General features: G+C 42.7%; 19 protein-coding genes and 1 pseudogene. 12 read left to right on the top strand and 8 right to left on the bottom strand.

Annotated features, from left to right (window positions below):
- Nucleotides 1-47: 47 nt before the first annotated feature.
- On the top strand, nt 48-1,235 hold the full coding sequence (locus tag NXS07_RS03365; RefSeq protein ID WP_258086171.1) for an MFS transporter: 1,188 nt from the start codon (nt 48-50) through the stop codon (nt 1,233-1,235).
- A 105-nt stretch (nt 1,236-1,340) separates the two neighbouring features.
- On the opposite strand, the gene NXS07_RS03360 is transcribed toward NXS07_RS03365, so the two are convergent.
- Nucleotides 1,341-2,186 (bottom strand): EamA family transporter, encoded by an 846-nt coding sequence (locus NXS07_RS03360; protein ID WP_258086170.1) that lies wholly within the window; start codon nt 2,184-2,186, stop codon nt 1,341-1,343.
- A gap of 206 nt (nt 2,187-2,392) precedes the next feature.
- Between NXS07_RS03360 and nhaA the strand changes: the two genes are divergently transcribed.
- The gene (gene nhaA / locus NXS07_RS03355; protein WP_038197942.1) at nt 2,393-3,589 is read left to right on the top strand and encodes a Na+/H+ antiporter NhaA; all 1,197 of its coding nucleotides are present in this window, start codon (nt 2,393-2,395) and stop codon (nt 3,587-3,589) included.
- An 11-nt stretch (nt 3,590-3,600) separates the two neighbouring features.
- Nucleotides 3,601-4,515 carry a transcriptional activator NhaR gene (nhaR, locus tag NXS07_RS03350; RefSeq protein WP_038205092.1) on the top strand — a complete coding sequence of 305 codons (915 nt, stop codon included), beginning with the start codon at nt 3,601-3,603 and terminating at the stop codon, nt 4,513-4,515.
- 68 nt (nt 4,516-4,583) lie between these two features.
- On the opposite strand, the gene rpsT is transcribed toward nhaR, so the two are convergent.
- Entirely contained in the window at nt 4,584-4,844 is a 261-nt protein-coding gene (gene rpsT, locus NXS07_RS03345; protein ID WP_038197938.1) for a 30S ribosomal protein S20, read from the bottom strand.
- 349 nt (nt 4,845-5,193) lie between these two features.
- On the opposite strand from rpsT, the gene ribF reads away from it, so the two are divergent.
- From ribF to ispH, 5 genes are all read left to right on the top strand, one after another.
- Nucleotides 5,194-6,138, top strand: coding sequence for a bifunctional riboflavin kinase/FAD synthetase (gene ribF, locus NXS07_RS03340; protein WP_038205089.1), 945 nt, complete (start codon nt 5,194-5,196; stop codon nt 6,136-6,138).
- 26 nt (nt 6,139-6,164) lie between these two features.
- Complete coding sequence (gene ileS, locus NXS07_RS03335) at nt 6,165-8,978, top strand: isoleucine--tRNA ligase (protein WP_258086169.1); 2,814 nt, start codon at nt 6,165-6,167, stop codon at nt 8,976-8,978.
- Entirely contained in the window at nt 8,978-9,487 is a 510-nt protein-coding gene (gene lspA / locus NXS07_RS03330; RefSeq protein ID WP_012988225.1) for a signal peptidase II, read from the top strand. The genes ileS and lspA overlap by 1 nt, the downstream gene beginning before the upstream one ends.
- Nucleotides 9,488-9,593: 106 nt before the next feature.
- Nucleotides 9,594-10,064, top strand: coding sequence for an FKBP-type peptidyl-prolyl cis-trans isomerase (fkpB, locus tag NXS07_RS03325; protein ID WP_258086168.1), 471 nt, complete (start codon nt 9,594-9,596; stop codon nt 10,062-10,064).
- On the top strand, nt 10,045-10,998 hold the full coding sequence (gene ispH, locus NXS07_RS03320; protein WP_038258012.1) for a 4-hydroxy-3-methylbut-2-enyl diphosphate reductase: 954 nt from the start codon (nt 10,045-10,047) through the stop codon (nt 10,996-10,998). Before fkpB ends, ispH begins: the two co-directional genes overlap by 20 nt.
- Nucleotides 10,999-11,181: 183 nt before the next feature.
- On the opposite strand, the gene NXS07_RS03315 is transcribed toward ispH, so the two are convergent.
- From NXS07_RS03315 to NXS07_RS03300, 4 genes are all read right to left on the bottom strand, one after another.
- Nucleotides 11,182-12,339 carry a fatty acid desaturase gene (locus NXS07_RS03315; protein ID WP_230579651.1) on the bottom strand — a complete coding sequence of 386 codons (1,158 nt, stop codon included), beginning with the start codon at nt 12,337-12,339 and terminating at the stop codon, nt 11,182-11,184.
- A gap of 13 nt (nt 12,340-12,352) precedes the next feature.
- The gene (locus NXS07_RS03310; protein ID WP_038205073.1) at nt 12,353-12,664 is read right to left on the bottom strand and encodes an AzlD domain-containing protein; all 312 of its coding nucleotides are present in this window, start codon (nt 12,662-12,664) and stop codon (nt 12,353-12,355) included.
- Nucleotides 12,661-13,320 (bottom strand): AzlC family ABC transporter permease, encoded by a 660-nt coding sequence (locus NXS07_RS03305; protein WP_434464054.1) that lies wholly within the window; start codon nt 13,318-13,320, stop codon nt 12,661-12,663. Before NXS07_RS03305 ends, NXS07_RS03310 begins: the two co-directional genes overlap by 4 nt.
- Nucleotides 13,321-13,546: 226 nt before the next feature.
- The gene (locus tag NXS07_RS03300) at nt 13,547-14,389 is read right to left on the bottom strand and encodes an AraC family transcriptional regulator (protein WP_258086166.1); all 843 of its coding nucleotides are present in this window, start codon (nt 14,387-14,389) and stop codon (nt 13,547-13,549) included.
- A gap of 424 nt (nt 14,390-14,813) precedes the next feature.
- Here NXS07_RS03300 and NXS07_RS03295 point away from each other — a divergent pair.
- Nucleotides 14,814-15,569: pseudogene (locus NXS07_RS03295) on the top strand (winged helix-turn-helix domain-containing protein).
- Between the two features lie 269 nt (nt 15,570-15,838).
- Here NXS07_RS03295 and NXS07_RS03290 read toward each other — a convergent pair.
- Both NXS07_RS03290 and NXS07_RS03285 read right to left on the bottom strand, forming a co-directional pair.
- Nucleotides 15,839-16,633, bottom strand: a complete 795-nt coding sequence (locus tag NXS07_RS03290) for a sulfite exporter TauE/SafE family protein (RefSeq protein WP_238125086.1) — start codon at nt 16,631-16,633, stop codon at nt 15,839-15,841.
- Nucleotides 16,634-16,829: 196 nt separating this feature from the next.
- The gene (locus NXS07_RS03285; protein WP_258086165.1) at nt 16,830-18,218 is read right to left on the bottom strand and encodes a hypothetical protein; all 1,389 of its coding nucleotides are present in this window, start codon (nt 18,216-18,218) and stop codon (nt 16,830-16,832) included.
- 800 nt (nt 18,219-19,018) lie between these two features.
- Here NXS07_RS03285 and dapB point away from each other — a divergent pair.
- The 3 genes from dapB to carB all read left to right on the top strand — a co-directional run bounded on the left by dapB (nt 19,019) and on the right by carB (nt 24,679).
- Complete coding sequence (dapB, locus tag NXS07_RS03280; RefSeq protein WP_258086164.1) at nt 19,019-19,840, top strand: 4-hydroxy-tetrahydrodipicolinate reductase; 822 nt, start codon at nt 19,019-19,021, stop codon at nt 19,838-19,840.
- A 436-nt stretch (nt 19,841-20,276) separates the two neighbouring features.
- The gene (carA, locus tag NXS07_RS03275; RefSeq protein WP_038198002.1) at nt 20,277-21,437 is read left to right on the top strand and encodes a glutamine-hydrolyzing carbamoyl-phosphate synthase small subunit; all 1,161 of its coding nucleotides are present in this window, start codon (nt 20,277-20,279) and stop codon (nt 21,435-21,437) included.
- Between the two features lie 17 nt (nt 21,438-21,454).
- The gene (carB, locus tag NXS07_RS03270) at nt 21,455-24,679 is read left to right on the top strand and encodes a carbamoyl-phosphate synthase large subunit (RefSeq protein WP_258086163.1); all 3,225 of its coding nucleotides are present in this window, start codon (nt 21,455-21,457) and stop codon (nt 24,677-24,679) included.
- Nucleotides 24,680-24,760 lie beyond the last annotated feature (81 nt).

Here is a 24,760-nt window from a genome sequence, read left to right as displayed (position 1 = left end):
GCAGCAATGGTTTCTCTTGGCATAATGAAATTCGTTGAGGTCTGAATATGCACTCAAACAGTAGTTTTTCCGTATATCTTATTGCCATTGGTGCATTTGCCCTTGGTATGGCTTCATACGTAACGGCTGGCTTGATCCCTTTGATTGAAACATCTTTTTCCGTATCTGTTGCTATGGCTGCACAGTTAGTGACTGCTTTTACACTGGCGTATGGGTTGGGTTCTCCATTATTTGTTGCAGTGCTACCCATGAATAAGCAGAGGCAAGGGCTTTTGTTAGCACTTGTCATTTTCTTTGTGGCCAATGCTGCCAGTGCATTAAGCAGTAATTTTCACATGTTATTAATATTCAGGGCTATTGCAGGCATTGGTGCTGGAGTTTATCTGGCTATGGGAATTGCAGCTTCAGCAGCCCTTTCAGAACGCAATAATCAGGGTAAATCTATCGCCATTATTATGGGAGGCATGGCAAGTGGGGTGGTATTAGGTGTGCCCCTTAGTCTTATTTTAGCTAATTATGCAGGCTGGCAGGCAGCACTATGGCTGATAAGTTTATTGGGATTGGCATCATTTATTGGATTGGCTTTAAAGCTTCCTGCCTTGCCCGATACTTCACACATTCCTCTGAAAAGAAAAATAGCTATTTTAGCTGATGGTAATGTCTTAATGATTTTGTTAGTTTCCCTTTTGGCTGCAATATCCAGTTTGGGAATGTATACATTCATTGCGCCATTAATTTCAGAGCCAAGTTATAACGTGAATGTTTCTGTAACCACTTATTTATGGGTATGGGGAATTGGCGGGGTTATTGGTAGCTTCCTGATTGGGCCAATTGTAGATCGGATTAAAGGCCCATTACTGACATTGATTATCATGGTATTACTCGCCATTTCATTATTATTACTCCCATTGTTCGCTGAAATAAATCAGTGGTTGGTTATGTTGCCAATTGCATTATGGGGAGCTTTAGGGTGGGCATTACAAGTTCCACAAAATAATGAGTTGATTAGTACCCGTGAGAAGCAGGGAGATGGAAATTTAGCGGTAGCATTGAATGAGTCTGCACTTTATCTTGGTAGTGCTATTGGTGCCGCTATCGGAGGATTGTTACTTTCATTGAGTATTCCAATATGGATTCTAGCTGTTGCCGCAGGTGGAATTGCCGTTATCGGGGGGATCATACAAATATTTTATCTTTTACGAACAAGTCAAAGGACAACGAATGATTCTCAATAGCTGCTTATGGTTTTAAGATATTGAGCGACACTCAATCTGATTTAAGGGATTTGGCTATATCATTCTGCAGTCAGATTGAGTTCTCATTTATATTACTTGAACTTCTCACTCTAACTTAGTACAAATAACCCCAGCCACAATCACAAGACAGGCCAATAATCGTATTTTGCTAAATGGCTCCTGCAGAATAAAGACAGGCAATAGCACTGCAAACAGTACGCTAGTCTCACGTAGTGCGGCTACCATCACAATAGAAGCATGACTCATCGCCCAAATGACAATACCATAGCTCAACAACTGCATTAGCCCACCTAATAACCCTTGTTTCCAGTATTGACGGACGTTTTGTCCGGCCGTTTTCCGGTATTTGAAATAAATAATCACGCCCATTGACCAGCCATGAATAGCGAATAACCACAAGATATAGGTTAAGGCGTTATCACTGGCACGGGAGCCAATCCCATCAGACAAGGTATAGCAGGCAGTAAATATTGAGGTTGTAAGTGCTGCGATTAATGTCCTGCGATCCATCTGGATGGATTTCTTACCGTGAGGAAATGCGATCAAAATAACCCCTGCGATAATTAAACTGACGCCCAACCTGGCAAAGGGCGGTAATACTTCCTGCAATATTATCCAACTCAATAAGACGGTAATTAGCGGTGCACACCCTCTGGCGATGGGATATACCTGGCTTAAATCTCCTGTGGCATAAGAACGGCTCAGAAACAGGCAATAACCAATATGCAGGATGGAAGATAGTATTAACCACGGTAGAGAGGCGGGTGTGGGTAATCCAACCCAGAACAATCCGGATGTCGAAATCAGACCGGCAAAAAAGACGATAATTGAAATACCCAAGAATCGATCAGCACTGATTTTGACTAAAGCATTCCAACTAGCATGTAACAAGGCGGCAGCAAGTACAGATAATAATAGGAAAGTTGTCATGGCTATATTTTAGTCATTACGTTAATGGATTGATGATAAAAACAGCTTTTGATGCTTATATCAATATACCCATCACAGAAAAAATGTTACTTTCTCAATGTTATAATTCGATTATACCGACTCATATCGCATAAATAATCGATTTTTTCCGAAGTCATGACTGTCATAACATGAGCGCCCTAATTAACTTCATAGGTTATCTATCCATGACTGCAATCATTCGCCAGTTTTTAAAGTTAGAAGCAGCAGGAGGAATTATTCTCATTATTGCTGCGATTGTTGCACTGGTTATGGCGAATACGCCATTGCAGGGTATCTACCACCAATTTCTCAACCTTCCGGTTGCGGTACAATTTGCCGCATTGGAAATTAACAAACCGCTGTTGCTCTGGATCAATGATGGCTTAATGGCCGTATTTTTCCTGATTGTCGGCTTGGAAGTTAAGCGAGAATTAATGGAAGGTTCGCTGGCTGGCCGTGACAAAGCCGTTTTCCCTGCGATTGCCGCAGTTGGAGGCATGATCGCACCGGCTCTGGTCTACCTGTTGTTTAACGGTGGTGATGAAATCACTCGGCAGGGTTGGGCTATCCCCGCCGCTACAGATATTGCATTTGCGCTGGGTGTCATGGCACTGCTGGGAAAACGTGTGCCAACAGCATTAAAAGTCTTTTTGCTTGCTCTGGCGATTATGGATGACTTGGGTGTCATCATTATTATCGCCCTGTTTTACACCAAAACCGTTTCGTTAATCGCTCTCGGCCTAGCAGGAGCAATGATAGCGCTTCTGGTTTGGATGAACTGGCGCGGAATAGCTAAAACATCTGCTTATCTGGTGGTCGGTGCTGTTTTGTGGGTTTGTATCCTGAAATCCGGTGTTCATGCAACATTAGCTGGCGTCATTGTTGGGTTCATGATCCCTTTGCGCTGCAAAAAAGGTCATTCACCTTCTGAATCCCTTGAGCATGGTTTGCATCCGTGGGTAGCTTATTTAATCCTGCCATTATTTGCTTTTGCCAATGCGGGGGTCTCGTTACAGGGGGTAACATTGAACGGGTTAACGGGGATGTTGCCAGTGGGGATTGCACTTGGTCTGTTTATTGGCAAGCCTCTGGGTATTTTTCTGTTTAGCTGGATCTCAGTAAAACTGGGTGTTGCCAAATTACCGGAGAAAATTGATCTGAGGCAGATCTTTGCCGTCTCGGTACTGTGTGGGATCGGTTTTACTATGTCTATCTTTATTTCTGGCCTGGCATTTGAAGGTTTAAATGACGCTTTCAGTACTTACTCCCGCTTGGGCATATTGATTGGCTCAACAGCCGCAGCTGTCATTGGTTATGGGCTATTGAATATACTTTTGCCGAAGAGAAAACATCGCCAAACGCAGATGAATAGATTAATTTAGGATAAAAATATATGCGGGTTTCACATTTAAACTTTAACCACCTTTATTATTTTTGGCATGTCTGCAAGGAAGGTTCCGTTGTTGGAGCAGCAGAGGCGTTATACCTGACGCCACAGACCATTACTGGTCAGATTAAGGCTTTGGAAGAACGTCTGAGTGGAAAGTTGTTCAAGCGTCAAGGGAGAGGATTGGTTCCGTCTGAGTTGGGGCAATTGGTTTTTCGTTATGCAGATAAAATGTTTATGCTCAGTCACGAAATGCTGGATATCGTCACTTACAGCCGAGAATCAAACCTGCTGTTTGATGTGGGTGTAGCAGATGCGTTGTCCAAGCGCTTAGTCAGCAAAGTGCTGGAAACCACAGTCGTGGAGCATGAGAAAATCCACCTGCGCTGTTTTGAATCAACCCATGAAATGCTGCTCGAGCAACTGAGCCAGCATAAGCTCGATATGATCCTGTCAGATTGCCCGGTTGACTCTTCTCAGCAAGAAGGGCTGTTCTCAGTGAAACTGGGCGAATGCAGCGTCAGCTTTTACTGCCGTCAGCCGATCCCAGAAAAACCGTTTCCAGAATGTCTGGAAGAGCGCCGTTTACTGATCCCCGGTCGCCGTTCGATGCTGGGCAGGAAACTTCTGACATGGATACGCAATAAAAACCTGCAAGTTGAAGTGCTAGGTGAATTCGATGATGCTGCGCTGATGAAAGCGTTTGGCATGTATCACAACGCTATTTTCATTGCGCCTTCTTTCTATGCCAGTGACATCTTCGTTGATAGCGATATTGTTGAAATTGGTCGATTGGATGCCGTGCAGGAAGAATATTATGTCATTTTTGCTGAGCGCATGATTCAGCATCCGGCTGTTCAACGAGTTTGTAACAAGGATTTTTCTGCATTATTCAATGCACCCCTCAAAAAATATCACTGAAACTTAAAACTACAGGCACAAAAAAACCGGCACTAGGCCGGTTTTTTCAGCATGATCAAAAACAATAATTACATTGCTTTGATTTGCGCTGCCAGAGCAGATTTATGACGTGCTGCTTTATTTTTGTGGATCAGACCCTTGCAGGAATGACGATCAACAATTGGTTGCATGTCATTGAATGCTTTCTGTGCAGCTTCTTTATCGCCAGAAGCGATAGCTACGTATACTTTCTTGATAAAAGTACGCACCATAGAACGACGGCTTGCATTGTGCTGACGGCGTTTCTCTGACTGTATGGCGCGTTTCTTAGCTGATTTGATATTAGCCAAGGTCCAACTCCCAAATATATTCTAGCGAGGACAATTCAAAGGCCGAGAAATATGCATGTTCAGCCTTCTTTTGTCAATGGATTTGTGTAAATAAGCGCCGTTGTACAGCGACGCTGATTACGTTGTGATGGGGCAGGATTTTATCAGCTTACTGAAAGGGAATACAGTCTTTCGCAACAAAAAACTCAATGAATCACTAAGAAGTGAGATAAATTAAATATTTTTCGGGCATCTGGCCTGTTTTTATTGTAAGAATCAGGTTATTAATTAAAAACCCTTTGTGATCGTGGGTTAACCTTGTGCGCTGTACAAGGTATAATCCGGCAATTTCCACGGTATTGAGCCAGCTATGGAGCTAATTCGCGGTGTACACAATATCCGGGCGCGTCACCATGGTTGCGTGCTGACGATTGGTAATTTTGATGGTGTCCATCGCGGGCACCAGGCTTTATTGAAACATTTGAAACAAGAAGGGCTGCGTTCCGGGTTACCGACGATGGTCATGATTTTCGAACCGCAGCCATTGGAAGTTTTTGCTGTCGATAAAGCGCCAGCCCGCCTGACACGGCTGAGAGATAAAATAAGATATCTATCCCAGTATGGCGTTGATTATCTGTTATGTGTGAAATTTGACCGAAATTTCGCAACTAATTCACCTGAAGCCTTTGTTTCACGGCTGCTCGTGGAAAAACTGGGTGTTAAGTTTCTGGCAATAGGGGATGATTTCCGTTTTGGCAAAAATCGCCTCGGAGATTTTCACTATTTACAACAAGCGGGTAAACAATACGGTTTTGATGTTGCCAGCACAGACAGTTTCTGTGACAGCGGTCTGCGGATCAGCAGTACCGCTATTCGTCAGGCGCTGCAAGATGATGATCTGGCGTTGGCAGAAACATTATTGGGGCATCCTTACAGCATAAGTGGCAGAGTCGTTCACGGTAACCGCTTGGGACGTACAATTGGGTTTCCTACGGCAAACTTACCGTTGAAACGTCTGGTTGCCCCTGTAAAGGGTGTTTATGCTGTGGAAGTTTATGGATTGGGCGATAACCCCTTACCGGGTGTCGCTAATATTGGTAATCGACCCACAGTTTCGGGTCTGGGCCAGCAACTTGAAGTGCATTTGATTGATACCCAAATGGATCTGTATGGGCGTCATATTGATGTGGTATTACGCAAAAAATTGCGTGATGAACAGCGGTTTGCTTCGCTTGATGCGCTTAAACAGCAAATCGCAAATGATGTGGTTGCTGCAAGGGATTATCTTTTGCAGCGATCCGAGTCATGTATCTAGCGGAAAATTGGAACTGAGAATCTATAATGAGTGACTATAAAGACACCCTGAACCTACCGGAAACAGGGTTCCCGATGCGCGGGGATTTAGCCAAGCGCGAACCAGATATGTTGAAACGTTGGTACAAAGAAGGTTTGTATCAGGCGATTAGAAAAGCTAAATCTGGTAAAAAAACATTTATTTTGCATGATGGCCCTCCCTATGCAAACGGCGATATTCATATTGGTCACTCAGTCAATAAAATTCTCAAAGATATTGTTATTAAGTCCAAAGGGTTGTCAGGCTACGATTCGCCTTATATTCCTGGTTGGGACTGCCACGGTTTGCCAATTGAGCTCAAGGTTGAGCAGATTATTGGCAAGCCGGGGGAAAAATTTTCCGCCGCTGAATTCCGTGCTGAGTGCCGCAAATATGCAATGAGCCAGGTCGAAGTACAAAGAGCGGGTTTCATGCGTCTGGGGGTTCTGGGCGACTGGGATAAACCTTATCTGACAATGGATTTCAAAACCGAAGCCGATATCATTCGTGCGCTGGGTCGTATCATCGGTAACGGTCATTTGCTGAAAGGCGTTAAACCCGTTCATTGGTGTACTGACTGTGGCTCCTCCCTTGCAGAAGCCGAAGTTGAATATTACGACAGAACTTCGCCTTCCATTGACGTTCGCTTCAAGGCTGTTGATGCGGATGCGGTGTATGCCAAATTTGATATACAGTCGCTTGGCCTGCCGATCTCTCTGGTTATCTGGACAACCACACCGTGGACATTGCCAGCTAACCGCGCTATTTCGCTGAATGCTGAAATTACTTATCAGTTGGTCAAAATAGAAGACGAATGCCTGATCCTGGCGGCCGAATTGGTTGAATCCGTCATGCAGCGTGCGGGCATGACTTCATGGCAAGTGCTGAGTGACTGTACTGGTGCGGATCTGGAACTACTGCGCTTCAACCACCCATTCATGGGCTTCGACGTTCCTGCAATTCTGGGCGATCACGTTACGCTTGAAGCAGGTACAGGTGCGGTACATACTGCGGGTGGTCACGGCCCGGACGACTACTCCATCAGCCTGAAATATGGCCTTGAAATTGCGAACCCAGTCGGGCCGAATGGCTGCTATATCTCTGGTACTTATCCTTCACTGGATGGCGTATTTGTCTTCAAGGCGAACGATATTATCGTTGAACTGCTGCAAGAAAAAGGCGCTCTGCTGAATGTGGCAAAATTACAGCACAGCTACCCTTGCTGCTGGCGTCACAAAAAACCGATCATCTTCCGTGCGACTCCACAGTGGTTCATCAGCATGGATCAGAACGGTCTGCGTGAACAATCACTGAAAGAGATCAAAGGCGTTGAGTGGATACCGGGCTGGGGGCAGGCACGTATTGAATCAATGGTAGAAAATCGTCCGGATTGGTGTATCTCCCGTCAGCGTACATGGGGCGTACCAATGTCCCTGTTCCTGCACAAAGAAACGCAGGAGTTGCACCCACGTACACAAGAGTTGATCGAAGAAGTTGCCAAGCGTGTTGAAGTCGATGGTATTCAAGCATGGTGGGATCTGGACACCGCAGAATTACTGGGTGCTGACGCCGCTGATTACGTGAAGGCACCGGATACGCTGGATGTTTGGTTTGATTCAGGAAGTACTCACTCCTCTGTTGTAGATGCTCGTCCAGAATTTCACGGCAACTCAGCAGATATCTATCTGGAAGGCTCCGATCAGCACCGTGGCTGGTTCATGTCCTCATTAATGTTGTCTACAGCGATTAAGGGCAAGGCACCTTACCGTCAAGTTCTGACTCATGGGTTCACCGTGGATGAACAGGGACGCAAAATGTCCAAATCCATCGGTAATACCGTCAGCCCGCAAGATGTGATGAATAAACTGGGTGCGGATATTCTGCGTCTGTGGGTGGCATCCACTGACTATTCTGGTGAAATCGCGGTTTCTGACGAAATCCTGAAACGCTCTGCCGATGCGTACCGCCGTATTCGTAATACCGCTCGTTTCCTGCTGGCAAACCTGAATGGTTTTGACCCGGAACAACATATGGTGAAAGCGGAAGATATGGTCGCGCTGGATCGTTGGGCAGTGGGTCGTGCTCAGGCAGCACAGGCTGATATCCTCAAATGCTATGACGAATATGATTTCCACTCCGTCGTCCAACGTTTGATGCAGTTCTGCTCCGTAGAAATGGGTTCATTCTATCTGGATATCATTAAAGACCGCCAATACACCGCGAAGAGCGATGGTCTGGCTCGTCGTAGCTGCCAGAGCGCCCTGTACCATATTGCAGAAGCACTGGTGCGCTGGATGGCGCCGATCCTTTCCTTCACCGCTGATGAAGTCTGGAATGAACTGCCGGGCAACCGCGCCCAGTATGTCTTTACTGAAGAGTGGTACGACGGGCTGTTTGGTCTGGAAGATGGCGCAGATATGAACGATACTTTCTGGGCTGAATTGCTGGAAGTACGTGGTGAAGTGAACAAGGTTCTGGAACAGGCTCGTGCTGATAAACATATCCGCAGTTCACTGGAAGCCGCAGTTACCCTCTATGCTGACGAAGCATTGGCAGGAAAACTCAACAAACTATCTGACGAATTGCGTTTTGTTCTGCTGACTTCTCAGGTTGAAGTTGCCACTTATGCCGCAGCAGGTGACGATGCACAGCAGAGTGAACTTAAAGGCTTGAAAGTTGCTTTCCGCAAAGCGGATGGAGAGAAATGCCCACGTTGCTGGCACTATGCTAAAAATGTGGGGTTGGTGGCGGAACATGCAGAACTTTGCGGCCGCTGTGTGACTAACGTTGCCGGTAACGGTGAAGAGCGTAAATTTGCCTGATGAATAAACCCATTTGTTCCACTGGTCTTCGCTGGCTTTGGCTGGTTGTAGTGGTATTGATACTGGATTTAGGAAGCAAACAGTTAGTGTTGCAGAATTTCACACTGTATGAATCCACACCATTGATACCTTATTTCAATCTGACTTATGCTCAGAATCCGGGGGCTGCATTCAGTTTTCTCGCTGATAAGGGCGGCTGGCAGCGCTGGTTCTTTGCATTGGTGGCTATCATCATCTCTGCTGTACTGCTGGTGATGATGTACCGCTCTAGTGCCAAGCAGAAACTGAGTAATGCTGCTTACGCCTTGGTGATTGGTGGGGCATTGGGGAATTTGTTCGATCGGCTGGTACATGGCTTTGTTGTCGATTTCATCGACTTTTACGTCGGGGAATGGCACTGGCCTACTTTTAATATTGCAGACTCTGCGATCTGTATCGGGGCAGCTTTCATCATCATAGAGAGCTTTATCAGCCCGGATGACAAGAAAACAGCATCGAAATCACAATAAGAAATCAGCCCCGGTCAATGGTACTGGGGCTGATAATTTCATCTATACCCAATCAGTTTCAACGGGTATATGTGCAATCATTTTTTGAGTAATAGGTGTGAGCAATATGTCAACGCAGGTGCAAGTGCACAGTGCAGTTTTATTACACTTCACATTAAAGCTGGATGATGGCTCAACGGCAGACTCGACTTACAGTCAAGGTAAGCCTGCGTTATTCCGCTTGGGTGATGGTAGCCTCTCTGAGCCATTGGAACAGCAGCTTCTTGGCTTGAAAGTGGGTGATAAACATCAATTCACGCTGGCGGGAGAAGCCATTTTCGGCAAACCCAATCCTGATTTGGTGCAATATTTTACACCCCGTGATTTTGCCGATGCCGGCATTCCTGAAGTGGGAACCATCATGCTATTTACTGCCATGAATGGCAGTGAAATGCCGGGTTTAGTCAAAGAAGTGGCTGAAGGTTCCATCATCGTTGATTTTAACCATCCGCTGGCTGACCAAAACATCACTTTTGACATTGAAGTGCTGGAGATTGACCCTCAGTTGGAGGAAAATCATGCAAATATTGCTGGCTAATCCCCGTGGTTTCTGTGCCGGTGTTGATCGTGCCATCAGCATCGTTGAGCGTGCGTTGGAACTGTATGGCGCACCGATTTATGTTCGTCATGAAGTGGTTCACAATCGCTATGTGGTTGACAATCTCAGGGAACGTGGCGCTATTTTCATTGAAGACATTGCAGAAGTCCCTGATGGTGCGATCCTGATCTTCTCAGCACATGGTGTTTCTCAGGCTATTCGTGCGGAAGCCCGCTCCCGTAATTTAACTATGCTGTTTGATGCCACTTGTCCACTGGTGACAAAAGTACATATGGAAGTGGCACGGGCGAGTCGCAAAGGCAAAGAAGCGATTCTGATCGGTCACGCAGGCCATCCTGAAGTGGAAGGCACGATGGGGCAATACAATAACCCTGAAGGCGGCATGTATCTGGTGGAATCACCGGCAGATGTGTGGAAACTGCAGGTTAAGGATGAAAATAACCTCTGCTTTATGACTCAGACGACGCTTTCTGTGGATGACACATCAGAAGTGATCGATGCGCTGAATGCACGTTTTCCGAACATTGTTGGCCCACGTAAAGATGATATCTGTTATGCCACGACTAACCGTCAGGAAGCAGTTCGTGACTTGGCATCAGGTGCCGATGTGGTCTTGGTGGTAGGCTCGAAAAATTCATCAAATTCAAACCGTCTGGCTGAACTAGCACAGCGGGTAGGTAAACCTGCTTATTTGATTGATTCGGCGGATGATATCAAATCAGAGTGGATCAAAGGTGTGAACGCCATTGGCGTAACTGCGGGAGCATCGGCGCCGGATATTTTAGTTCAGCAGGTTATTGAACGTTTGAAGGCCTTTGGCGCGGATACCGTCACCGAACTGCATGGCCGTGAAGAGAATATTGTCTTTGAAGTGCCAAAAGAATTGAGAGTTGAGGTGAAAGAGGTTAATTAAATTTATTTTAATTAATATTCTTTCCAAGATATTAAAGGTCTACCATGAATAAATAAGTCGATTATGGTAGACCTTATGATTTTCGCATTAAATGATAACCCATAATTTTTAATGGAAATAGTATAGAATTAACAACTTTCTTTTCATAGTGTATGCAATAATATTTTTTAATATAAAATGTTTTTAATTAAGTCGGTATTTCAAATTGCTAACTTCTACAGGTTCGGCATTACTGATCATTGTTAACACGTAATTCAGGCAGTTGTGGAAACCCCAGAACTCAATGTAGTCATATTTACCTTCTTTGGCCAGTTTTTCTGCGTTAGCTTCCCTTAATACTGTGTAGTCATACCATTCTTTAATGCTACTTGTGCGGTGATGCCAGTCGTGACAAATCAGTGAACCTTGCAATACCAGCATTCGAACAGGTAAATGATAGAATAAGTGTTTGATAGCCCATATTATCCAAGATAGCCAATATCTTAATGCAAAACTTTTGGGACAAGGTGAGCCACAGAAACGCCCTAGAGAGTTATTAATATGGCTATCACGAACAGTTTCTTTCTTCTGACGTAATAACCAAACATGTTCAGTTATTAAATGTAATAGTGACGCTATTTGATACACAATCACGTAAGGAACGATGATAAACAGCACAAAAGGTATGATACCAATAAACCAAGCCAGGTAACCCAAAAATAGAAACTGAGTGATTGTCATGATGAATCGGTAAACAGGAACGCCTATTAAGTTGGATTTAATCCGGCCATAAAGGTATGACAAATGAAAATAGGGGCTGAATAGGGTTAAAAGTAAATTAAGGTAGAGTTGTTTTTTTGACTTTCCAGGCGTAAATCCCAATTTATATATTGCTGCGAGATCCTTATCTTCTATTGTTGAAAAATCTTTGCCATGATGCTCATAGATATGGAATTGACGGTATGAACTATAAGGCTGGGTTATTAATATTGTAGATAAAATTTCACATATAATTTTATTGCGTGTTTGAGTTGAGAGTAAATTTCCATGTACACCTTGGTGAATGATAGTTGCAACAATATATCTGGCACCTGAAGTGGAAAATAATACACCAATTAAATAAATTATAATTTTAACAGGTAACGTCAATTCACTATTAAGTGCGAAATAAATAACTAGAGTGCCGACCACAACCCAACTAATAGACCAACATATCATTTCAATAGAACTAGATTTCCATAATGATTTCCTGTTAGGAATATCTTTTCCTGTTAACCAACTCCATAATCCTTGAAAGGGTAATATTTTGTATGTATTCCGGATGGTAGTAGACTCACTATAAAAATCAATGCCTGTCTTCATTATGTCCTCCTATCTATAAAATAGCGGATAAGATATAAAACGCGATTAGGCTGATAATGACACATACGACGAGGTTTCGGATAAAAAAAGCAAAAATAGTGGTTAGTAATGCTCCCCATAAATAAGGATTATTAGTGAATTCTCTTAATTCTCCTTGTTCCATTAAAATAATAGGGCCACATATTGCAATAAGTAAGCAAGGTGCGGAATATTTTAGGGATTCATTTAATATTCTAGGTAACTTTACCGGCATTTTAGGTTCTAGAAAAATATACCGGTTAAAAAATACAATGCTGGCTAAAACAAAAATCAAGGTCCAGCTCATGTTGACTCCTTAGCCAGTTTGGCGATAAGTACAGAAAAGAACATGCCACTGACACCCGCAATGATAATTGCGCCTTCAACATGTAAATAAGATAACAGCATGGACAAAGTCAATGAAAAACAGACACCACAAAATATGCTGATTTTTTTAATCATCGGAATGACGATAGTAATGAATGTGGCAACAATTGAAAAATCCAGATGATATTTCGCCAGATCGGGAATGGTGGAAGCCATTACGATCCCCAGTAAACTAAAGAGATTCCAGCATAGATAAAAACACAATCCTGCCCCAATTAAGTAACTAGGAGTTAAAGAGGATTTATTTTGTTGAGCGCAACTTAGCGCAAACAACTCATCAGTGAGCAAAAAGCCAATGGGTAATCGATAGCGAGCTTTTAAGACAGCAACATATTCCCGTAAAGTTAAACCATAGAGAAAATGTTGGGCTGTGATAAAAAAGACCGAAATAATAATAGTGAATACACTGGCACCAGATGCCAGTAACCCAAGCGTAACTAATTGTGCAGCTCCTGCAAACAGGATGGCTGACATGCCGATGCTTTGCCCCAGCGTTAATCCTGATTGTACGGCAACCGAGCCAGCAAGGATCCCCCAGGGAATAACTGACAGGCAAAGTGGTAACATATGATACATGCCAGACAAAAAACTTCGCCAAGATGGAATGGCTGGCTGGGCGACAGTTTCTGTATCAGTTAATGATTTTTCCATAACAAAAGCCATATCAGTAAGATAAAAAATAGTTGTAGATGAATCAGCTTACGAATAGAGAGTGCAGGAGTATTGAATAAAATTGCGATAAAAAAATATGTTGTCAGGATATGGTAAAATACTGACCAAATAGGTTAATAAAAGATGCTGACTAAGGTGTTTGAAGGGAGCGTACAAATATGCCGGGAGTAATACCCAGTGCATGTTTAAAATGACGATTGAAATGGCTTTGATCAGAAAATCCGCAGCGGATAGCTGTATTAAGTATGGAGTGGCCAGCCAATAACAACCTTCTCGCCATGCGTAAACGGGCAAAAATCAGGTAAACATGGGGAGTGACGCCGATGGTTTTCTTAAACTGCCGTAGAAAATGCCATTGACTAAGCTGAGCCATCTCTGCCAATTGACTGAGAGAAATATCATTTTCTGCATAAGCATCAATATATTTTTTGGTCATAAATATTTGTCGTTCAGCGGAAGGCAGCTCTTGTGTTGTAATACGCGTCTGACTATGCCGCATTATCAACCAGGAAAGTGAAGATAGCAGCATTGTTTCCTTAAGCAACATATTGCTATTTTGTGCCAATATATCAAAAGTCATGCGTAATTGTTCGGCCAAGCCGGGATCATGCACGACAGCAGAGGGAAACCAAGGGATAGCGCCATCAGCATGTTTTAAATCACGTGATAATGAAAGCAGTAAATCAGGTGATGGATAGATTGCCTGATATGACCAGCCTGCCACTCCCGCGGAAGAACCAGTATGAATTTCATCTGCATTAACCAGAATAATATCGCCTTTGGGAGCGATATGTTCTGTGCCTGTACGGTGGAAACGTTGTGCCCCTTCTTCTATAACACCTATACAAAAAGTTTCATGGACATGACGGGAGAAAACCTGCTTATGGTAGCTTGCCTTAAGCATTTCCAATCCACCGAATTCTTTAAGATGAAAAAAATTGGTGTATTCTTTTACATTTTCCTGTTTTGCCATAAATGATTGCCCAATTATCAACTGAAACTTATCTGATTATGTATGTCCTTCATCTTTCAAATCGCGGCGTAGTTGGCTGTGTTCACCTGAACCAGTCACATAACTGTCTATATTTCCAGGGATTAGCTTACTTGCTGCTGCTGTGAGATTTTCAAACATTACACCTATATTGGCTTATTTATTAGATAATTTGCAACAAGCTCATAAGGACGTTGCTTGATGAAATGGTTTCTTATTTTTGTATAAAATTGCTGTGTCAGTTTAAATGGGAGAGTTCTATATTTTAATTTTTAACGCTGTAATTTAACTAACACTATTATAGTGCTGCGTTATTGAATTTTATCAGTCTCTGTAGTGAGTCGTAATCTATTAGTATATAAGAAGATGCTTGATTTTTGACTCAACTCAAACCAGGCTAAATGACATGAAAATTCATCTGACGCCAACACAAAAACAAGCCCTTGAGTTAATGCATGACACTTGTCGTGACAAGCGGGTTTGTGACCGTATTAAAGCGGTTCTTTTGGCTTCTGAGGGCTGGTCGGCTCAGATGATTGTTCAGGCTTTGCGTATTCACGAAAGTACGGTGAATCGTCACCTGCAAGACTACTTCAGTCAGAAAAAGTTAGCACCTGAAACGGCGGCTCTGAAAGCCATCTGTCCGCCGAACAAACCGCAGAACTGATCGACTATTTGACGAGCAATTTGTTGCACACGACTGCCGAGATTGTGGCCTATGTCTGGGCGCGTTGGTAGATGACTTTCACCGTTCCCGGTATGACTAAATGGCTTCACCGTCAGGGATTTAGCGACAAAAAAACAACGGGGATTCCGTATAAATTCGATGCCAACAAACAGCAACAATTTATTGAAGCTTATCAAGCCCTAAAAGACTCGGTGGGTCAGGAAGAACCTATCCTGTTTAGCCGAAGATATGTCGTTTGTCCTCATTATTGAGTTGCATTATCTGCCCCCTTACAGTCCTAACCTGAATCCGATTGAACGATTATGGAAGTTCATGAATGAGCAGGTCCGTAACAATGTCTACTTCGAAAACTCTCAGGTCTTCCGTGACGCTATTCATCACTTTTTTAATGTTACTCTCCGAGAAAAAGCCGGGGAACTCGTTTGCCGATTAAATGATAATTTTCAAATCCTGAAACCTGCATCTTCAAGTTAAGCGGGTATAGATGTCTTTATAATAGCCAGGATAGGAGAAAAATCGGCGTATTTTTTCAGTTTCATGTTGATATCTCACATTGATATTAATCAAAATAGCAAGCTTGTGAGATGTCAAGAATTATTAAACCACAACAATTTTAGGGTGGGAGTATACGTTTATCAATATTTAATTTAAAACATATGACCAAAAACATACACTCTCACCTTGTTGCAATTATATATAGGTTTGCTAATGCCCAAGCTTACAGGTTATCAAAAGTAGATGCATTATGAAAATAACATACTTAATCCAATAAAATACAATAGTGCTGTAAAGGAAATTCTTAGCTTTCTTTCCGGAAGAACATTGGCTAATTTTGCGCCTAACAATGCTCCTGGTATTGTTGGTATTATGAATAACCAGAGGTAATTATAATTTAAAAAACCTATATTTCCAGGTGGTAAATTATTTTTATTTAGACCGAGTGATATCATAAATATTAGTACAAATACAGAATACAACCAGACTACAACAGTTGTTGTCCCTATTGATTTTTTAATATTTAAACCGATGCTCTCATAATAAGGAACAGCAAATGAAGCTGATCCGGATAAAGTTGATATTAATCCTAGTAAAAAACCACCAATATAACGGAATGACCAACCAAGATCTCTATTTGTATTATTTTGTGGATTATTAGAAATTAATTTTCGTGTTGACCTAATCGCCAAAATTATTGTTGCTAAAGAAAAGATATATATAACCGATTGACTTGAAGCAACAGTTATAGTAAAACAACCTAGTATTGACCCCATTATAATTAGTGGAGCAGACCATTTTAGAACATTCCAATCAATATGTTTGTATTTGTGATGTTTAACAATAGCAACTAGACCAGATATCATTAAAGAAGCTATCATCGTTGTGATGCTAGTTTGCATGATATAACTGGAATTTGGGTTGGTATAAGATAAAAATAAATAAATTGTAGGTGTAAAAATCAAGCCCGCCCCCCCACCAAAGAGCCCAGATAGGATGCTTCCAACAAATGCAGATATTATAATTAATATATCTATATACATACACACACCTCACATTAATAATATTTATTTTTAGCTGAAAACCACTTCCTGTGGAAGTGGTCAGCAACAGGTTTTGGCTCTGCCTTATTGGCCTTTAGATTTTAAAGTAGCAGAAGTGGCAGAGACTTGATTTTAGGGATTTGAGTACGCCCTCTGGGGCGAAATCAATGCCGCTTTCTATGAAGGCGGATTTTTACTATAGGGTAAGCCAATCTCTGCACGAAATAGCTCTACTAAATATTGAATTATCATTTATAACATCTGGCATAGAGTAGCTGTTTTTTATCAATTCAAGCCTTACTAATTCTGGATCTGTTTTATCTTGAAATAATCTAGTTGCTGTGTGAAATCCTCGATTGATGCCAAGACCATGTCTAAAGTCTGTGTTAGCTAGACTATCTCCGACAGCGCAAGCTGTTACTGAACAAACTTGATTATGTAACATACCATTATCATTCGAAAATATAAGATTAATTTTTGTTGTTACTTTATTTGTTGATAGCCATCTCTCGGCTCTAGAAGGTACAAAAGTAACTCTAATTTTCGTTAAATCTAAAAAGTTTTCTTCAAGGTCAGTATATGTGTTTTCTACAGTCACTCTTTTATCTATTATTCTACGAATGACTAAAGCAAGATTGTCTGCCTCTGACCAATTGAAACCTTGCAAATAATTAATGAATTCTAATCCATTAATACCAGCAAGTTTATTTTTTCTAATCGTATTGAATAAATCAACTGCTCTTTTATATAGAAAATCGTTCTTCTTAAGAGATGTTATTTTTTCTAAGAATGGTGGTAATTTTATTGAAAAAGGTGTTGTGTCAAATTTTAGAAAGGGTAATTTAGTGCTCATGTGATTTATAGAATACCCACATTCTTCAAAAAACCTACTGAATTTATCAGAGGGATATGAAAACTCAGCTACTGATGAATTTCCTTCGCTAAAAAAGAGTGTGTTTTCATGACAATCATGAAACTCAGTTTCTTTATTTTCAATATGAGTCATTTCATGTTCTGGCCAAGTTATTTTTAGAGCCGAACCATATTCATACTCGCTTTCAAAATGAACGCCTATTGTTTTATTCATTAAAATGGAATGATAGCCAGTTGCATCTACAATTAATTCCGGACTTAAATTACTTAAAATTTGGTTACTCTCATAGTCATCTGAAGAAATAGAAATTGAAATAATATCATTATCAGTGGATATATCTTTTAAACTCATCATAAAAAAACGATTTTTATAGTTTTTTTCTATATTTTCGAGTATTGTTGATTGTATGTTTTTTATGCTCATGTGATCTAAATCACTATATTTCTTCCGATTATTTTCATAATCTTCTTTAAGCACTCCATGAGGGCACTTTTGCATTATTTCTGGAAGGTAAGATAGAGAAAAAAGCTTTCTATGGAATTGTACAACCATTGATCTTTCTGCCCATCCCTTAAGGGTATGAGCAGAATTCAACCGTTTATCTAAAATTAATACATTTTCTGAAAAATTATTTTCTAATATTTTAAAAGCAGAAAATAGTCCAATTGGACCAGCACCTAAAACAACAACTGTTTTGTATCTATTACTCATATATTTTTATAACCTAAATGACTTATATTAAATTAATTCTTAATTAAATTTTTATATGATAAATGTAATCCCTCTTTGTTAAATTAAGAGAGAAGTCTTTTAGCATTTTTAAAAAATCATTGAATTTTATAGAGCTTAATTAGAGCAAAAAGCGTTCAATTAGAGTGTTATTCAAGCTCCTATGTAAACTATATGATCAAAAAATAACATAATGACTATGTTATTTTTCTTTGGTAAATAGCATTCCCCTCTAAGAACAGAGTTTTCATAAATTATTTCTTCTATATATTAGATTGTATGCAACTATTTTAAAGCATTCTACTAAATATTTGAATTATTTTCTATATTAATTTTTTCTTATTAATTTTCAATTGTTATTGAAATAATTGAAAATTATTTCATTTTTTATTATTTCTTGTGAATTATTAACTACACTGAAATATGGAGAATTGGTGTATTATGATGAAATGAAAAAAGATACACGATAACTCCCTCCGGAGATACACCATTTCATTATGACCAACTGGCTTATATTGGTAATTCTTTTATTTTATTGGGATAGTGACCGGGAATATAGTGAAAAGCGGCTAAAGAGGTATCACCTGAGAGTCTAAATCCCGGTATATAGCCTGTGGCTTATCATAATATCTCTGCTGTTTAGCATTTTTTATAACACTCTTCCTGATCTCTGTTTTTCTAATGGTTAGCCTCTAATGCTGGCGCTGCCAGTCCTCGCCAGTTAAGCTGTTAAACAATTTGCTTTATCACCTCAATTAAAAACGATTTATAACGGGGGCCTTATGGCTGATACAGATATTCGCGTTGCTGTTGTAGGCGCAAGTGGCCGTATGGGGCGTCATCTCATTCAGGCAGTCCAGCAGTTAGATGGCGCTACGCTTGGTGCGGCGCTGGAGCGTTCAGGTTCTTCATTGGTGGGAACAGATGCGGGAGAACTGGCAGGTATCGGCAAGAATGGTATTACCATCAGTGATGATCTGCATGGTGTTATTGAGCATTTTGATGTCCTGATCGATTTTACCCGACCAGAAGGTACACTCGCTTACCTCGCAATCTGCCGCCAGTATCGCAAGGCAATGGTCATCGGCACGACAGGGTTTGATGACGCAGGCAAACAGGCGATTGAAGACGCTTCTCGTGATATTCCTATCGTCTTTGCCGCTAATTTCAGTGTCGGTGTTAATCTGGTGCTGAAACTACTGGAAAAAGCCGCCACAGTGATGGGGGAGTATACAGATATCGAAATCATTGAAGCTCATCATCGTCATAAAGTGGATGCTCCGTCAGGAACAGCGCTGGCAATGGGCGAATCTATCGCCCATGCTTTAGGGCGTGATCTTAAAACCTGTGGGGTCTATGCCCGCGAAGGTCATACTGGTGAGCGTGACCCGAAAAGTATCGGATTTGCGACGGTGAGGGCGGGTGATATCGTTGGAGAACATACCGCGATTTTTGCAGATATTGGTGAGCGTGTAGAAATAAGTCACAAAGCTTCAAACCGTATGACCTTTGCTAATGGAGCTATTAAAGCTGCAATATGGTTGAATGCTAAAAACAATGACCTTTATGATATGAAAGACGTCCTTAATCTTGAAAATTTATAATTATTTAGTGTTATAACTAATTGTAATTACGTAATTATTTTAGTGTAATTGCGTAATTTTTCGATTCATTTGGTTTTTATTATAATAATCTGAATTTTTATTCGTTTTCATGGTAATAATCTGACTTTTTGTTACTTTTTTGCCATTGGAATGGAAAAACCACACTGTTTTTCTGTTTTAAAATTTTATTTCACATTAATCGACTGTTTTAACCTACTTTTTTGTTCTTTTTAGGTGTGTTCACTCAATGTAGGGCTGAGATTTGTAAAAAAGCCAATAAAAAAGGTGTTTTTTGTAGACAAGCCCCTCTCTCATCATTAGAATGCGCGCAATTTGCCAAAATTTTGACAAAAATCATCAATTGGCATTGATTCAATGGATTATTTCTGAATTAATATGCATCGGATGCGACTTGTTATTCATTCTGGAGGGCGTTTTGATTAAGTTAGCTATATTGGTTCTCGAAGATGGAACCCAATTTCATGGTCGCGCCATTGGTGCAGAGGGTGTGGCTGTTGGAGAAGTGGTCTTCAATACCTCAATAACCGGATATCAAGAAATACTTACCGACCCTTCCTATTCCCGCCAAATTGTTACTCTTACTTATCCCCATATTGGTAATACCGGCATCAATGCCGCTGATGAAGAATCCCCCGCCATTCAAGCCCAAGGCTTGGTCATTCGCGATTTACCTTTAGTGACCAGCAACTTCCGCAGTGAAGAAAATCTGTCTGATTACCTGAAACGCCACAACATTGTTGCCATTGCTGATATTGATACACGCAAGCTGACCCGCCTATTACGGGAAAAAGGTGCTCAGAACGGCTGTATCATTGCGGGTAATGAGGCAGATGCTCAAGTTGCTCTGGAAAAAGCGAAAGCTTTCCCTGGTTTGAAAGGCATGGATCTGGCGAAAGAAGTGACCACCGCACAATCTTATCCGTGGTTACAGGGAAGCTGGACATTGGCAGATGGGCTACCGGAAGCTCGTAAAGAGCAAGAATTACCGTACCACATTGTGGCTTATGATTTCGGTGTCAAACGTAACATCCTGCGTATGTTGGTGGATCGTAGCTGTCACGTAACCGTTGTTCCTGCCCAGACACCTGCGGATGAAGTGCTGAAAATGGCACCGGATGGCATTTTCCTGTCTAATGGCCCCGGCGATCCAGAGCCTTGTGATTATGCCATTGAAGCAATCCAGGCTTTCCTGAATACCGAGATCCCAGTATTTGGTATCTGCTTGGGGCACCAGTTACTGGCGCTGGCCAGTGGTGCAAAAACGGTAAAAATGAAATTTGGCCATCACGGCGGCAACCATCCTGTTAAGGACTTGGAGAACAATGTCGTCATGATCACCGCACAAAATCACGGTTTCGCCGTTGATGAAAGCACTTTACCAGCGAATCTTCGAGTGACTCATAAGTCACTATTTGATGGCACACTGCAAGGTATCCATCGCACTGACAAACCTGCATTCAGTTTTCAGGGGCATCCTGAAGCAAGCCCTGGCCCACATGAAGCCGCTTCACTGTTCGACCACTTCATTGAATTGATTGAACAGTATCGTCAGAACAACGTTCAGAACACCAAGTAATCAGGAGCAGAAGAAAAATGGCAAAACGTACTGATATTAAAAGTATCCTGATCTTAGGTGCGGGTCCGATTGTTATCGGTCAGGCTTGTGAATTTGATTACTCCGGCGCTCAGGCTTGTAAAGCGTTGCGGGAAGAAGGCTATCGCGTCATTCTGGTGAACTCCAACCCTGCTACCATCATGACTGATCCGGAAATGGCAGATGCGACCTATATCGAACCAATCCATTGGGAAGTGGTTCGCAAAATCATTGAAAAAGAGCGTCCAGACGCAATTCTGCCTACTATGGGCGGGCAAACTGCCCTGAACTGTGCACTGGAACTGGAACGTCAGGGCGTACTGACAGAATTTGGCGTGACCATGATTGGTGCAACCGCTGACGCGATTGATAAAGCAGAAGATCGTCAGCGTTTTGACAAAGCGATGAAAAAAATCGGTCTGGATACTGCGCGTTCTGGTATTGCCCACACGATGGAAGAAGCGCTGGCAGTGGCAGAAGACGTTGGCTTCCCTTGTATCATCCGTCCTTCTTTCACCATGGGCGGAAGCGGTGGCGGTATTGCTTATAACCGTGAAGAATTTGAAGAAATTTGTGAGCGCGGTCTGGATCTCTCCCCAACCAACGAATTATTGATCGATGAATCACTGATTGGCTGGAAAGAGTATGAAATGGAAGTGGTGCGGGATAAAAATGACAACTGCATCATCATCTGTGCGATTGAAAACTTCGACCCAATGGGTATCCATACGGGTGACTCCATCACCGTAGCGCCAGCACAAACACTGACTGACAAAGAGTATCAGATCATGCGTAACGCTTCGATGGCGGTATTGCGTGAAATTGGTGTAGAAACTGGCGGCTCGAACGTTCAATTTTCCGTGAACCCGAAAAATGGCCGTTTGATTGTGATTGAGATGAACCCACGCGTATCCCGTTCATCTGCGCTGGCTTCCAAGGCGACGGGCTTCCCGATCGCAAAAATCGCGGCAAAACTGGCGGTGGGTTATACCCTTGATGAACTAATGAATGACATCACGGGCGGCCGTACACCGGCATCTTTCGAGCCTTCTATCGATTATGTCGTTACCAAGATCCCTCGTTTCAACTTCGAAAAATTTGTTGGCAGCAATGACCGCCTGACAACCCAGATGAAGTCTGTCGGTGAAGTGATGGCGATTGGCCGTACTTTCCAGGAATCTCTGCAAAAAGCCCTGCGTGGTTTGGAAGTTGGCGTGACAGGGTTCGATCCTAAAGTCAATCTGGATGATCCGCAGTCACTGACCAAGATCCGCAGCGAATTGAAAAGCGCCGGCGCTGAACGCATCTGGTATGTCGCCGATGCTTTCCGCGCGGGTATGTCTGTTGATGGCGTTTTCAACCTGACTAACATTGATCGCTGGTTCTTGGTACAGATTGAAGAACTGGTGCGCTTGGAAGAGCAGGTGGAAGAACAGGGCATTAATGGCCTGACGTTTGATTTCCTGCGTCATCTCAAGCGCAAAGGCTTTGCGGATGCACATTTGGCGAAACTGGTCGGTGTATCTGGCAAAGAGATCCGCAAATTACGTCACGATTACAACCTGTATCCGGTTTATAAACGTGTTGATACTTGTGCGGCAGAATTTTCGACCGATACTGCTTACATGTACTCCACGTATGAAGACGAATGTGAATCTAACCCGAACCATGACAAGCCGAAAATCATGGTACTGGGTGGCGGCCCGAACCGTATCGGGCAAGGCATTGAATTCGATTACTGTTGTGTACATGCGTCACTGGCACTGCGTGAAGACGGTTACGAAACCATCATGGTGAACTGTAATCCCGAAACCGTTTCAACGGATTACGACACTTCCGACCGCCTCTATTTTGAACCCGTGACACTGGAAGACGTGCTGGAAATCGTCCGTGTTGAAAAACCAACAGGTGTAATCGTCCAGTATGGCGGCCAGACGCCGTTGAAACTGGCGCGTGAGCTGGAAGCAGCCGGTGTACCGATTATCGGCACCAGCCCGGATGCTATTGACCGTGCAGAAGACCGTGAACGTTTCCAGCAGGCTGTTAATCGTCTCGGTTTGAAACAACCTGCGAATGCTACCGTTTCCACCATCGAACAGGCGGTTGAGAAAGGTAATGGGCTTGGCTATCCGCTGGTGGTTCGCCCATCCTACGTGCTGGGTGGACGTGCGATGGAAATCGTCTATGACGAAACTGACCTGCGCCGTTACTTCCAGAATGCAGTCAGCGTATCCAATGACGCCCCCGTATTGCTGGATCGCTTCCTTGATGATGCGGTTGAAGTCGATGTTGATGCTATCTGTGATGGTGAGCGTGTCTTGATTGGCGGCATCATGGAGCATATCGAACAGGCAGGAGTCCACTCCGGCGACTCAGCGTGTTCACTGCCAGCTTACACGTTGAGCCAGGAAATTCAGGACGTGATGCGCCAGCAAGTTGAAAAACTGGCCTTTGAATTACGTGTCCGTGGCTTGATGAATGTACAGTTTGCAGTGAAAAATAACGAAGTGTACCTGATTGAAGTGAACCCGCGTGCGGCACGTACCGTTCCCTTTGTTTCCAAAGCGACCGGTCTGCCGTTGGCAAAAGTGGCTGCACGGGTGATGGCGGGTCAATCTCTGCTGAAACAGGGCGTCACTAAGGAAATCATTCCTCCGTACTACTCTGTGAAAGAAGTGGTTCTGCCGTTCAATAAATTCCTTGGTGTTGACCCCATTCTGGGGCCGGAAATGCGTTCTACAGGTGAAGTTATGGGTGTTGGCCGTACTTTCGCTGAAGCCTTCTCCAAAGCGATGCTGGGCAGCAGCTCCACGATGGGCAAGAACGGCCGTGCCCTGTTGTCTGTACGTGAAGAAGATAAAGCGCGCGTTGTTGATTTGGCCGCCAAACTGCTCAAACAGGGCTTTGAACTGGATGCGACCCACGGTACAGCGATTGTGTTGGGTGAAGCGGGGATCAATCCACGTCTGGTGAACAAAGTTCATGAAGGACGTCCGCATATTCAGGATAGAATCAAAAACGGTGAATATAACTATATCGTTAATACCACCGCAGGCCGTCAGGCCATTGAAGATTCAAAACTGCTGCGTCGTAGCGCACTGCAATATAAAGTGCACTATGACACCACCCTGAATGGCGGTTTTGCGACTACCATGGCACTCAGCGCAGATCCCACTGAGCAGGTGATTTCTGTACAGGAAATGCACGCAAAAATTACAGGATAAAATACCGTCAGCTTTGACAGTATCCTGCTGAAAAGACGGCTTCCCCAAAGTTGATTATCCAACGAGTAGGGAAGCCGATTT

The sequence above is a fragment of the Xenorhabdus bovienii genome (genome assembly GCF_024721015.1).
Taxonomy (GTDB): domain Bacteria; phylum Pseudomonadota; class Gammaproteobacteria; order Enterobacterales; family Enterobacteriaceae; genus Xenorhabdus; species Xenorhabdus bovienii.
This window is presented reverse-complemented; position numbering and strand designations above follow the sequence as displayed.